Raw genomic sequence first — 12585 nt, forward strand, 5'->3', positions numbered from 1 at the left:
AACGTAAGTCAGGGAACCCGCTTGACCACCGTGCCGGTGATCTCGTCCTGAACCTGTTCAGCCGTTACCGCTCGACTCTGCGCCCGACGTGATCGGGTGAAGTAGTAGATGCCGATCACGGCAAGAACAAACGGCACCCCGAACACCAAGGTCATCTTGAAATCCTCGACCCACAATGTCGTGACGAGGATCGCGACCATGAGGACACCACCCAGTATCGTCCCCACCGGGAAGAACGGAATCGTGAACGAGAGGGTTCGTCCTTCGCTTGCCATCCGCTTGCGAAAGAACCAGTGCGTCACGAAGATCAGCAGCCACGTCGCCATCGCTCCGAACATCGACAACGAGATCATCAACGTGAATGCCTGCTCGGGAAAGAGAACGTAGACGATGGTCGCGACGGCGATGCCCGACGTCGACAGCAGCAAGGCGTTGACCGGCGAGCCGTTGGCCCTGACCTTTCCGAGAACAGCCGGCGCGTCACCAGCACGCGAGAGCGAGAACATCATTCGCGAAGACACGTACAGCTGACTGTTCATCGCAGACAGTGCAGCGATGATCACCACGAAGTTCAGCACGCTGTCTGCGCCCGGAATCTTCACGACCTGCATCACCGTGACGAAAGGGCTTCCACCGCTCAAGATCTTGTCCATCGGAGCAATTGCCAGAATCAAAGCAAGGGTTGCGATGTAGAAGACGAACAGTCGGACGATCGTCACACGGAACGCCTTCTTCACCGCTACCGCCGGGTTCTCCGCCTCACCGGCCGCAATGGCGATCATCTCGATGCTCAAGTAGCTGAAGATCGATACGATCACGGCAAACCACATGCCGGACAGACCATTCGGAAAGAATCCGCCACCGGCTGTGTAATTGTGAAATCCGTAGTCCGGGTTTCCGCTACCGAACACGACGTACGCTGCCATCACGATGAACGCCACGATCGCGAAGACCTTGATCGTCGAGAACCAGTACTCCATCGTTCCGAAGGCCTTGACGTTGAACATGTTCACGCCGATCAACACTCCGGAGAACAACACGATCCACAGCCACGACGGTACGTCGGCGAACCAGAACTGCATGTATTCACCGATCGCGGTGACCTCGGTACCGACCGCGAGGACGATGCATGACCAGTAGAGATAGCGAACGAGGAAGCCGATCAACGGTCCGACGTAGAACTCGGCGTACGCACCGAACGAACCCGATGTCGCATGTGCGACGGTCATTTCGGCGAGGGCACCCATCAGCAGCAGGGCGATCAGCCCGCCGATCGCGTAACTGATGATGACGCTCGGGCCGGCAAATCCGATGGCGAACTTACTGCCGAGGAAGAGTCCGGTGCCGATTGCACCACCGAGCGCGATCATGCTCATCTGCTTGGGGCCGAGTTCGCGTTTGAGACCTGATTCTCGCTGCTGAATGTTTTTGAAATCACTCATGAAAGCTCCTTACGAAAGGCGGTACCTCCCGGTCCGCGGAAACTTGGAAGAATCAGGTGACTGCGTCGCGCTCGCGGAATTCGGGGCGATCCCAGGACTTGTTCTCGAGGATGTCTCGCAACACGTCGACGGCGTTCCACACGTCGGCATATCCGAGATAGAGCGGAGTGATACCGAACCTCAGCACTCCTGGTTCGCGGTAGTCGCCGATCACGCCCCGCGCGATGAGAGCCTTCATGATCGAATAGCCCTCGGGATGAACAAAACTCACGTGCGAGCCACGACGCTCGTGCTCGCGAGGCGTGATCAACTCCAAACCGTAGGCCGCGCAACGCTCCTCGACGAGATCGATGAAGAGATCGGCCAGCGCGAGCGACTTGCTCCGGATGTCGGCCATGTCAGCTTTGAGCGCGACGTCGAGACCACACTCGACGAGCGACAACGACGTGATGGGCTGAGTACCACTCAGAAACCGTCGTATTCCCGCGCCCGGTTCGTAGGCCGACTCCATCGCAAACGGTCGCGCGTGCCCCCACCACCCGGACAGCGGCTGGATTCCGGTGTTCTGATGGCGACGGTTAACCCAGATGAATGCAGGTGAACCCGGACCACCATTGAGGTACTTGTACGTACACCCGACCGCGAAGTCGGCGTCGGCGCCGCCCAGGTCGACTGTCACGGCGCCAGCAGAGTGTGCGAGGTCCCAGATCATGAGCGCGCCACATTCCTGCACTGCTGCAGTGACTTCCGCCATCGCATACAGGTTTCCGGTGCGGTAGTTGACGTGCGACAACATCACCACGGCGGTGTCCGGCCCTACCGCCTCGGCGAGGTCGCCCGGTTGGTCGATCAGGCGTAGTTCGTATCCCTGATCGAGCAGCGAGATGATGCCCTCCGCAATGTAGAGGTCAGTGGGGAAATTGTCGCGCTCGGAGACGATCACCTTCCGGCCGGGATCCTGTGCGGCCGCGATGGACAGCGCGGAGGCCAATGCCTTGAACAGGTTGATCGACGTCGAATCCGTTACTACCACTTCGCCTTCACCTGCTCCCAGCAACGGCGCAAGTTTGTCACCGAGGCGGACCGGGAGGTCGAACCATCCAGCCTCGTTCCAACTGCGAACCAAGCCGTTGCCCCACTCGTCGCCGATCACTCTCGCGGCGCATTCCTGTGCAGCAATTGGACGCGCGCCGAGCGAGTTTCCGTCGAAGTAGAGAACGCCCTCCGGAATCGCGAACTCGCGGCGGAACTCTCTCAGGGGATCCACTGCGTCGGCCTTGGCGCAGTCTTCCAACGAAAGGGTGGTTGTCGATGTCATGACGATTCTTCTCCTGCATGTGTCGGCGTTGAGGGTGATGAAGGCAGAGTCCGGAGCACGGCCCGTACCGGGCTGGCATCGAGGTCGAGGAACTTCAGCGGCAGTGCGATCAACTCGTAGTAGCCTTCGTCGACGTCGTCGAGGCAAAGTCCTTCGAGGATCGCGACGCCACGATCGCTCGCCGCGTGGTGCCCGTCCATGGTCTTGCTGTCCATCGGATCGAACGACGCGCCGTCGATTCCGATCAGAACGCCCCCGCGGTCGGCGAACCAGTGAGTCAGGTCCGGAGAAACGCCGGCGAAGTCGTTGTCCCACTCGCTCGGGTACTTCGGGTAGGTCCTCAGAATCAGCCGTTGCGGCAGATGGCCGCCGAGTCGCTCCACCGTCTCTTCGACGGGCCTGATGCATGCGGCACCGTCGACCCCCGTCATGTCGACCACCAGTGCTTCGCCGAGATAGGGCGCGAGGGGAACAGAACCGATGGGCGCACCGTCGATGCGGGTGTGCGCCGGTGCGTCGGCGTGAGCACCGATATGTGGGGTGGTGGTGATTCTGTTGATGGTGACGGCGTCACTGCCGCCCAGATCTGACGTAACAGCCCGGTTGAATGCGGTATCACCTGGCCATACGGGCGTCGATTCGGAGATCGGCGGGCTGATGTCGATCAACCGCGCCCCCGAATCGCCCGTGTGTCGGCCGATCCTCGGAACCATCCGGACCCCTTCGTCGCAACAGTCGACTGTGTCGATCTCGACCGTTTGATAATTCGATGTGTTTGGCAAAAGCTAGAATCATCGACGGGCGCGGTCAATAGTTGCTGAATATTTTCGCGACGGCAGGGAGAAATCGGATGATTAATGCGATCGAACGGGCGGCAGCCGCGGCTCGGCCGAATCATGTTCGGCTCGACGACGTCGATACGGCGATTCTCCGCGAACTCGTCCGGGATGCACGCATCCCCAACAACGCACTCGCCGAGAAGGTCGGGATAGCGCCGTCGACCGCTCTGGCGCGGATGCGCGCTCTACGCGAATCGGGCGTCATCAAGGGGTTTCATGCAGACATAGACCTCGAGCTACTCGGCCTCGAGATCTCGGCGATGGTGTCGATTCTGGTTCACTCCCACGCCAGGAGTCGGATGACGGAAATTGCCGAGCACCTGAGCGGATTGGATTCCGTTCAGCGAGTGTTCCTGATGGGTGGGGACCGTGATCTCCTGGTGCACGTCTCGTGTGAATCCCCCACTCGGCTTCGCGATTTCGTCAGCGCACACCTCAACGATCCGGCCATCGCCAATACCCAGACCAACCTGATTTTCAGCGAACTGCGTCATGGCGACTGAAATGCCACTCGGGTTGTCCATGCTCTGGGAGTCGGTGGAGCCGGAAGCCGCTCTGGAGGAGCGATTCGGATTCAACAGCTTTGGCGCAGCCACCCATTGGGTCTCGGCGGTACTCGAGCAGATTTGGGGATTGACGGCCCTCGAGTGCTCGCGAATGGCAATCAGTGACCAGAACGCGATTGTGTGGGTTGCGAGCGACCGAGGTGGGCTGGTGGTGAAGTGGTCGCGCGCCACCGAACGCTTCGCGAAACTGGAGGCGTCGACGCGACTGCTGAGCGCACTCGCCGGGCAGGGTGCGCCCGTTCCGTTGCCAGTCACGTCTCTGAACGGATTGGATCGGGAAACACTGGAAGGGCCTTCGTGCGCAGTGTCGTTCACCGTACTGCCGGAGTTGACGGGAGATTGGTTGGACGTGCAGGACCACGCGGCGGTCCGGTCGGCAGGAGCATGTCTGGCAGAGATACACCGAACGCTCGGCGCCACCCACGTCGACGGATCGGTATTCTCGTCGCGCAGCACCGGGTTGAAGGAGCGCATCGGTGGTTGGCTCGAGAATTTCGACCGCGGGTTCGCACCTGAGGCGACGCGCAGGCTCGCGGACTTCTTGTCGCGGGCACACGACCTCGATGACCAACCACAACTGGTACACAACGACTTCCGTGCAGCCAACATCTTGACTCGAAACTCTCGGATCACCGGGGTACTCGACTTCGACGACGTGGTGATCGACCACCGGGTGAGCGACCTGGCCAAGGCATGCGTCTATCTGGGCACCCTGTTCACCGATTGGCGACCGACACCGATCGCGGTACGGCAGAGCCTGCGCGCCGGCTACGAATCCGTACGTCCCCTCAGCCGATCCGAGACAGAATGGTTCGAGATCCTCGAACTGTGGCACGGTCTGATGGCGATCCCGGGCGAGAACGACACCGCCGGTTGGGCATCAGGGTTGTGACGACAACATGCCCGACAGTCGAACGACCGTCGGGCATGCGAGTTTGAATTGTCCGACCATCACGCCGGCAGAGTGACAAGGCCTTCCTGCGCGACGGTCGCCAGCAGGAGACCGTCTCGCGTGTAGATCCTTCCGTGAGAAAGTCCCAAACCGTTCCCGGCGAATGACGATTCCTGAACCAGCGCAATCCATTCGTCGACGCGTCCGTCGTTATGCCACCACATCGCGTGGTCGAGGCTGGCAGTGATCACGCCGGGGTCTGCCCACGCCGCACCGTTGTTCCGAAGGATCGGCTCGAGCAACGTGTAGTCACACAGGTAGGCGAGTGCCGCCCGATGGACATTCACGTCGTCGGGCAGTCGCTCGTAGGCCTTGAGCCACACCGTCTGCCGACGCGTACGCTCACCGTCTGCCGAGATGTAGATCGCTTCCGGTGAATGCCTGATGTCGAAGCTGCGATCGTTGGCCCAATACTGCGCGTCTCGCACTGTCGAATCGCCGAGCGCTTCTGCTGCGGTCGGCAACGTCTCGGGATCTGCGAGGTCCACTGGCATTGGATCCTGGTGTCGTACACCGTCAGAAGCGACGTGAAAGGATGCCATCCCTTGAAATATGGTCTTCCCTGATTGGATACCGCGTACGGCGCGCTGGGAGAACCCTCGACCGTCACGTAGGCGATCGACCGCGTAGACCGTCTGCTCATGAACGTCGCCGGCGCGAAGGAAGTATCCGTGGAACGAGTGAATACCCCGGTCATCCGCAACCGTCTTCATCGTCGCGGCAACAGCCTGGGCGACAACCTCGCCGCCGTACGCGCGCGCAGACGGAATGACTTGGTGCCGAGCAATAAACGTGTTGTCACCGTCTCGCTCGAAGTCCCAAGATGCGAGCATCGGCTTACTGGAGAGTGTCATGCGCGTCGATACCCTTCGAGTGAGGCGTCATCCACATCGGGGAGGTTGACTACGATATTGTCCGGTGTGCGGGTGGTCAGCCAGACCAACTCATCGGTGAGAGACATGTTCACCTCGACGTGCGGCATATACGGCGGCACAAAAACGAAGTCACCCTCGGTCATGTCCACAAATTCGGTGTAGTTCTCTCCGAAGTAGATACGGCCATGGCCGGTAAGGACATACCCACCGGTTTCTGCCTCACCGTGGTGATGTGGAAGCGAGCGGTAGCCGGGTTCGTTGGTGACCTTGCCATACCAGATCTTGGTTGCTGGGGTGTGTTGGATGCTCACGCCCGAGACGCGCTTGGCGCCGCCTGACTGCGCAGTTGCCTGATACTCGAATCCCTTCCTGGTGACGACAGGGACAACTTCGGTGACGGAATCATTCGACATATGCTGTGCTCCTTCGTGATACAAGTGCTTCTGATTTGTGGACAAGCTGTATGCGCGGAAATCCCGTGGGTACGGAAAAACCTGTGGCCCGAATCAGTTATCCGAGTCGCACGGTGTTGGACACCTTGCCGATTCCTTGAATTTCGACTTCGACAACCGCACCGTTCCCCAAGAATGTCGGCGGCGTCATGCCCGCGCCGACTCCGCCCGGCGTGCCGGTCAACACCAGATCTCCCGGTGTAAGTCCCGTGAATTGCGATATGTAGGAAAGCAGTTCGGCAGGGTCGAACACCAAATCATCGGTGGTACCGGTCTGAACCAACTTCCCGTCCACGGTGCACGTGATTGTTGCCCCCGACGCCGGGTCGAACTCATCGGGGGTGACCAGGACCGGGCCGAGAGGAGTGGTCGCGTCGAAAGCCTTGCCCTGCAACCACTGCAGGGTTCGACGTTGCCAGCTGCGAACCGAGATGTCGTTGGCCACCGTGTACCCCGCAATGCCGCGGCGAGCCTCGTCGACATCTGCATTCCGCAGGTTCGCACCGACAACAACTGCAAGTTCAGCTTCCCAGTCGACATCAGTAGCGTATTCGGGAAGAAAGATGTCGTCGTTCGGGCCGGTCAAGGTATCGGCAAACTTGGCAAAAAGTGTGGGGAACGCGGGTTCTTCACGATTCATCTCACGCACATGCGCGCGATAGTTCAACCCGCAACAAAGAATCTTCCTCGGATTCGGAACGACCGACATGACCTGCATCTGATCAAGATTGACCATTTTGCCCGAATCCACAGCACGGCTCACCAATTCGGATTTCTGACCGTCACCCAGAAGCGTGCCGACATCCGGGGAAGCAATCAACCGCGCTCCACCAGGCGTCATGACCGCCGCACTGGTCTGACCGTCCGAGAGACGAACTGTGAGTAGCTGCATGGCCGTCAATGCCTCCGTGCATCGAATCGAGCAAATGTCCGTCGACCCGCAATCTGTCGAGTGACATTTTGTTGCGTCCTGTTTACGATGGTTAATGTAACACGATAAAGGGGGCGGCGACAGAGTTTCCCCCACCTACTCAGGGGACACAGACATGGCCATTTCTCGAATCAATCCGTCGACAATGCTCAAGCCGTCAGGATTCGCCCATGCGGTACGCGCCGGCAACGCCGTGTATCTCGCTGGTCAGACCGCGCTCAACGCCGAAGGCAAGATAGTCGAGGGTGGGATCATCGAGCAGTTTCGGCAAGCGATGTCCAACACGTTGACCTCGTTGGTCGAGGCAGGCGGTAAGCCGTCTGACCTGGTGAGTGTCACCATCTACCTCACCGACATTCCGGATTACCAGGCCAACGGGCGGGAAATCGGTCGACTGTGGCGCGAAATGGCGGGGACAGAATATCCGGCAATGGCCGGCATCGGCGTCACGTCACTGTGGCAGAAGGAAGCGCTCATCGAAATTCAGGGTATCGCCGTCGTCGCCGACTGACAGGGCCTCACGAACGAGACTCCGGAGTGGTTGCGCGCGAATTGTTTTGCGCGCAACCACTCCGGAGTAGTCCTGCTACAGCATGTCCATCAGGGGTGAATTGTCTCCAGGGCATGTTCGCGCGCCGGCCCACTGAGCGCGGCGTTGAGTTCGCGAAAAAGCTCCTCCGCCACAACGCTGTTCCATCCATCCGGCAGCAGATCCAGCGGCAGCCCAGGATCTCGATACGGGAGTCGTCGCCACATAGTCAACATCTCCACGTAGTGAGCAAATGCCTCCCCAGGCGTAAATCCATCCTTGTCGGATTGTTTCAGGATCGGACGGTATGCATCTATGAATTCGGCGTACAGTGCAGTCAATTCGTCCAAGTCCCACCAATCTCGGACTTTGGACCGCAGATCGCCGAACGCGATGTGACTACCGTTGAAGATGTCGACGTAGCGATGCAAATCCCTACGCTCCAAGGTTTCTCGAACCTCGCGCTCGATGTTCCCCGGGGCGATCCATACTCCGGAAGCGGCTGTGCCGAAACCGAGGCGAGTCAACTCGGTGCGAAGTGCATGCCGGTTCTCGCGCTCGGATTCGGGCACTGAGAAGACCACCACGAGCCAGCCGTCGTCGATACTTGCGCGAGTCCGACCGAAGATGCGAGCGTCACCTTCGGCGAGCACATCGAGCAACCAGGGCGACATGGAGTACCCGGCTGACGTTCCGCGTCGTGAACTCGCGAGAACCTCACGACGCTTGAGACGCGAGATCGACGAACGCACTGCAGGTCCGTCGACGCCGAGTTCGCCCATCAAACGCACTAACGCGGCCACCGATAGCCAGTTCTTCTCCGCTCGCCCGTAGAGGCCGAACAATGTCACGATCAACTGACGAGGGGCCGGATCGCCAGTGATCCGAGCGTCAGCGTCAGAGCGTTCTTTCGTCACGACCGTCATACCACCACGATAGTCCGTCGTGGTGGCATGACTGTCGTTGATGCCGCAGCTACTCCATCAGGGTGCGCGGACACCTTGCCGCCCGGAAACCGATCCCGCGCCGGTCTGAGCAGCGTCTGTGCTCCGTGGCACCAAGGCAGCAACAACAGCTCCGGCTACGGCGACAGCACCGAAGACATAGAAGTTCACCTGATATCCGAAGGCCAGATCCGCGATGACGCCACCGATGACAGGCCCACAAATCGCACCGACCCGACCGACTCCCAACGACCAGGCAAGCGCATTCGCGCTCAGCCGCTGTGGGTAGTGCGTGGCACAGAACCCACCTACCAGGATCTGTGTTCCCACACTTCCCAACCCCGCAAAAGCGACGAAGACAAACAAAAGCGCCATCGGCAGATTCACACTCAACAACATCACTGCGCCAAAGGCGACCAGAAAGGAGGTGATGACAACCTTCTGAATACCTATCCGGTCAGCGATATACGACGCGCTGATCGATCCGACAATCGCGCCGAGATTCAGAACCAGGAGGAATGCGAGAGCACTGCCCAATGCATATCCTGCCGACCTCATGATCTGAGGCAGCCAGGTATTCAATCCGTAGACCAGAAGCAACCCACAGAAGTTGGCGAGCGCAAACACGATCGTCGATCGTAACCAACGAGGGGTGAACAACTCGCGCATACCCGATTGCACAGTATCTGTATCCGGCTTTGCCACAATCGGTTCCGCAGATACGACGTCCTCGTAGAGCACTCCGAACTGCGCCGCGGTGACACGCGCTTCATCGTCTCGCCCTGTCCGAGCAAGGTAGGAAATCGATTCCGGCAGAAACTTGTAGGCAACGGGCAGCAGAGTCACCAGGGGAAGCGCACCAAGCAGGTACAGAACTTTGAAGTTGATATCGGGCAGCAATGCGATCGCCGATACCGCAGCGATCACGCCGCCGACCGAGTACCCACTGAACATAACGGCGTTGGCAAGATTTCGGCGCTCCTTGGGCGCAAATTCCACGGTCAGCGCAATGCAGGTGGGCACCACACCACCGAGTCCGATACCAGTGAGGAATCGCAAGACTCCGAATACATACTCGTTGGGCGCAAATACGGTCGCCAGCATGCAAATCGAGAACCACACAATGGAACCGAGCATGATCCTGCGTCGCCCGAGTCGGTCGGTCAGAAAGCCGACGGTCATCGTCCCGAGGAGCATGCCCACCAAAGCCATACTGCCGATCAGGCCGGCCCCACCGGAATCGAGATTCCAGTCATCGTAGGCAATCAATGTGGGCACTGTTGATCCGTAGACAACCAGGTCGTACCCGTCGAACACGATGGTGACGAAGCAGAGAATCAACACCAGAATTCCCGTGCGCTGTTTGGCCCCTGGCCGTTGCGGTACATCCGGTCGCGACATATGCCTGCTCCTTGGTGGTCGACTGACTCCGATCAGAGGCGCGACGCGAGATCCGCACAGCCTACGAGGGCTACTACCGCGAACGCACCAGGCAACAAAGTGTGATCCACGCCATCCAGAGCGGAACCTATATCGCATTATTGACGTTCGTCAAGAATACGCATTACTCCAGGCAGACGTCATACGAATCGAGCCAATCCACAGAAAAGTATTTCGTTTCTCTTGCGATCGTCTAGATTACGTCATACATTGAGCTTCTTAACCAATACTCGAAAGGTCGAGAATGGCACTCACCGCAACGGCACACGTCGATACCTACTGCCGTGACAATCTGCCTCCGGAATCTCAATGGCCCGAGTTCCTTTTCGAACTCCCCGACCTGCAGTATCCAGAACGCCTCAACTGCGCCACCGCACTGCTGGACGACACCGTCGCAGCACTCGGCCCCAACCGCCCATGTCTGCGCTCGCAGACCTCAACCTGGACGTACGGAGACCTGCTCCGCCATTCGAATCAGATTGCGCGAGTACTCACCGAAGACTTCGGCGTTGTTCCCGGCAACCGAGTTTTGCTGCGTGGCAGCAACAACATGTGGATGGTGGCCTGCTGGTTCGCGGTGGTCAAAGCCGGTGCCGTAGTGGTCACAACCATGCCGTTGCTGCGTGCGCCCGAACTTCGAAAACTGATCGCAATCACCACACCGACTGTCGCTATCGCCGATAGCACCCTCACCGAAGAACTTCTCGAAGCAGCAGGAACGATCCCTGTTATCGCTTGCGGAACAGACGAATCCACCGATCTTCATACCCGCGCATCGTCGAAACCCGACACCTTCGAGAACGTAGACACGGCAGCCGACGACGTGGTTCTACTCGCCCCCACATCCGGCACCACCGGCGTCCCCAAGGCGACAATGCACTTTCACCGCGACGTATTGGCAAACGCCGACACGTTCTCGAAGTACATAGTCAAACCGACCGCAGACGACATCTTCACCGGCACACCACCACTGGCCTTCACTTTCGGTCTGGGCGGACTTGTCATCTTCCCCATGCGGGTCGGCGCATCGACACTTCTGATCGAACGCGCAACTCCGAGCGAACTGGCAGACGCTCTGCTCGAGCATCACATCAGTGTTCTCTTCACTGCTCCTACCGCCTACCGAGCGATGCTTCGAGCCGGTAAAGACCAAGCGCTACAGAGTGTCCGGCGTCTGGTGTCCGCCGGCGAGCATCTTCCGGAAAGCGTCTGGCGTGACGTCAAGGAGCGCACCGGGAAGTCGATCATCGACGGCATCGGCGGCACTGAGATGCTTCATGTCTTCATCTCCGCCGCCGATGACGACATCAGACCCGGTTCAACGGGTCGAGCCGTTCCCGGATTTCGCGCCGAAATTCACGACATCGACGGAGCCCCTGTTCCCGACGGAACAGCCGGACTCCTCGCCGTCAAGGGACCTACCGGTTGCCGCTACCTGTCGGATCCCCGGCAAACCAGTTATGTGCGCGACGGATGGAACATGACCGGTGACAGTTACATTCGCGATTCCGACGGATACTTCTGGTACCAGGCCCGCAGCGACGACATGATCGTCTCCTCCGGGTACAACATCGCGGCGCCAGAGGTCGAATGGGTGATCGACCAGCATCCGGACGTTCTGGAATCGGGTGTTATCGGATTACCCGACGACGAGCGCGGAATGGTGGTCCACGCAATCGTCGTCCTGGCACCTGGTGTTCCCCGAGACGAGGCCAAGGTCAAGGAACTGCAGAACTTCGTCAAACAAACTGCCGCACCGTACAAGTACCCACGCAGCATCACCTTTGCGGATGAACTACCCAAGACACCGACTGGCAAGCTTCAAAGGTTTCGGCTGCACGATTGCTCCACGGGGGCCGGATCATGACACTCGCATCTGTCCGGATCGAGCGCGTCGTCGATTGGCAGGACACCGATGCTGCGGGGCACTACCACCATTCGACAATCATCCGGTGGGTCGAAGCAGCCGAGTCCGCACTGTACGAGCGATTGGGATGCCTTCACTTGTTCGGCGTAATCCCACGCATCAAGTACGACGTGGAATACAGCGAACGTCTGTGGCATCAGGACCACGTCCAGATCGAGCTGACTGTGTCTCGAATCGGCACGAGCTCAATGTCTTTCGAATTTCGAGTCGACCGCGACGGGACGGTCGCCGCTACCGGCACCCTGACTGTCGTTCACACTGATGGAGCCAGGGGTGGATCCAGTCCATGGCCTGAACACATTCGAGCCGGCTTCGAGACCGGCGGGCAACAACAACCCTCGCTCACCCCCACCAACACAACGAATTGAGG

Annotated in this window: 13 protein-coding genes; 5 read left to right on the forward strand and 8 right to left on the reverse strand. The window is 59.4% G+C overall.

What is annotated here, in order from left to right:
- Positions 1–8: 8 nt before the first annotated feature.
- From I7X09_RS17155 to kynB, 3 genes are read right to left on the reverse strand one after another with little or no spacing between them, the layout of a single operon-like run.
- On the reverse strand, positions 9–1442 hold the full coding sequence (locus I7X09_RS17155; RefSeq protein ID WP_019745676.1) for an amino acid permease: 1434 nt from the start codon (positions 1440–1442) through the stop codon (positions 9–11).
- A 52-nt stretch (positions 1443–1494) separates the two neighbouring features.
- Positions 1495–2760, reverse strand: a complete 1266-nt coding sequence (gene kynU / locus I7X09_RS17160) for a kynureninase (RefSeq protein WP_200313105.1) — start codon at positions 2758–2760, stop codon at positions 1495–1497.
- Entirely contained in the window at positions 2757–3473 is a 717-nt protein-coding gene (gene kynB / locus I7X09_RS17165) for an arylformamidase (RefSeq protein ID WP_200313106.1), read from the reverse strand. The genes kynU and kynB overlap by 4 nt, the downstream gene beginning before the upstream one ends.
- 137 nt (positions 3474–3610) lie before the next feature.
- On the opposite strand from kynB, the gene I7X09_RS17170 reads away from it, so the two are divergent.
- Positions 3611–4102 carry an Lrp/AsnC family transcriptional regulator gene (locus I7X09_RS17170; protein ID WP_200313107.1) on the forward strand — a complete coding sequence of 164 codons (492 nt, stop codon included), beginning with the start codon at positions 3611–3613 and terminating at the stop codon, positions 4100–4102.
- Positions 4092–5057, forward strand: a complete 966-nt coding sequence (locus I7X09_RS17175) for a phosphotransferase enzyme family protein (protein ID WP_234036607.1) — start codon at positions 4092–4094, stop codon at positions 5055–5057. Before I7X09_RS17170 ends, I7X09_RS17175 begins: the two co-directional genes overlap by 11 nt.
- Before the next feature lie 59 nt (positions 5058–5116).
- On the opposite strand, the gene I7X09_RS17180 is transcribed toward I7X09_RS17175, so the two are convergent.
- The 3 genes from I7X09_RS17180 to I7X09_RS17190 all read right to left on the reverse strand — a co-directional run bounded on the left by I7X09_RS17180 (position 5117) and on the right by I7X09_RS17190 (position 7336).
- Positions 5117–5971, reverse strand: a complete 855-nt coding sequence (locus I7X09_RS17180) for an acyl-CoA thioesterase (RefSeq protein ID WP_200313108.1) — start codon at positions 5969–5971, stop codon at positions 5117–5119.
- Positions 5968–6405 carry a cupin domain-containing protein gene (locus tag I7X09_RS17185; RefSeq protein WP_042953132.1) on the reverse strand — a complete coding sequence of 146 codons (438 nt, stop codon included), beginning with the start codon at positions 6403–6405 and terminating at the stop codon, positions 5968–5970. Before I7X09_RS17185 ends, I7X09_RS17180 begins: the two co-directional genes overlap by 4 nt.
- Positions 6406–6502: 97 nt before the next feature.
- Positions 6503–7336 carry a fumarylacetoacetate hydrolase family protein gene (locus tag I7X09_RS17190; RefSeq protein ID WP_200313109.1) on the reverse strand — a complete coding sequence of 278 codons (834 nt, stop codon included), beginning with the start codon at positions 7334–7336 and terminating at the stop codon, positions 6503–6505.
- Positions 7337–7490: 154 nt separating this feature from the next.
- Here I7X09_RS17190 and I7X09_RS17195 point away from each other — a divergent pair, with 154 nt between their 5' ends.
- The gene (locus I7X09_RS17195; RefSeq protein ID WP_200313110.1) at positions 7491–7886 is read left to right on the forward strand and encodes a RidA family protein; all 396 of its coding nucleotides are present in this window, start codon (positions 7491–7493) and stop codon (positions 7884–7886) included.
- Between the two features lie 89 nt (positions 7887–7975).
- On the opposite strand, the gene I7X09_RS17200 is transcribed toward I7X09_RS17195, so the two are convergent.
- Positions 7976–8830 carry a PaaX family transcriptional regulator gene (locus tag I7X09_RS17200; RefSeq protein WP_166812754.1) on the reverse strand — a complete coding sequence of 285 codons (855 nt, stop codon included), beginning with the start codon at positions 8828–8830 and terminating at the stop codon, positions 7976–7978.
- A 57-nt stretch (positions 8831–8887) separates the two neighbouring features.
- The gene (locus I7X09_RS17205; protein WP_200313111.1) at positions 8888–10249 is read right to left on the reverse strand and encodes an MFS transporter; all 1362 of its coding nucleotides are present in this window, start codon (positions 10247–10249) and stop codon (positions 8888–8890) included.
- 283 nt (positions 10250–10532) lie between these two features.
- Here I7X09_RS17205 and I7X09_RS17210 point away from each other — a divergent pair, with 283 nt between their 5' ends.
- Both I7X09_RS17210 and I7X09_RS17215 read left to right on the forward strand, forming a co-directional pair.
- On the forward strand, positions 10533–12155 hold the full coding sequence (locus I7X09_RS17210; RefSeq protein WP_200313112.1) for an AMP-binding protein: 1623 nt from the start codon (positions 10533–10535) through the stop codon (positions 12153–12155).
- Positions 12152–12583 (forward strand): acyl-CoA thioesterase, encoded by a 432-nt coding sequence (locus I7X09_RS17215; protein WP_166812750.1) that lies wholly within the window; start codon positions 12152–12154, stop codon positions 12581–12583. Before I7X09_RS17210 ends, I7X09_RS17215 begins: the two co-directional genes overlap by 4 nt.
- The last annotated feature ends 2 nt before the right edge of the window (positions 12584–12585 follow it).

This window comes from Rhodococcus sp. P-2, assembly GCF_016598535.1.
Classification (GTDB): Bacteria; Actinomycetota; Actinomycetes; order Mycobacteriales; family Mycobacteriaceae; genus Rhodococcus_F; species Rhodococcus_F baikonurensis.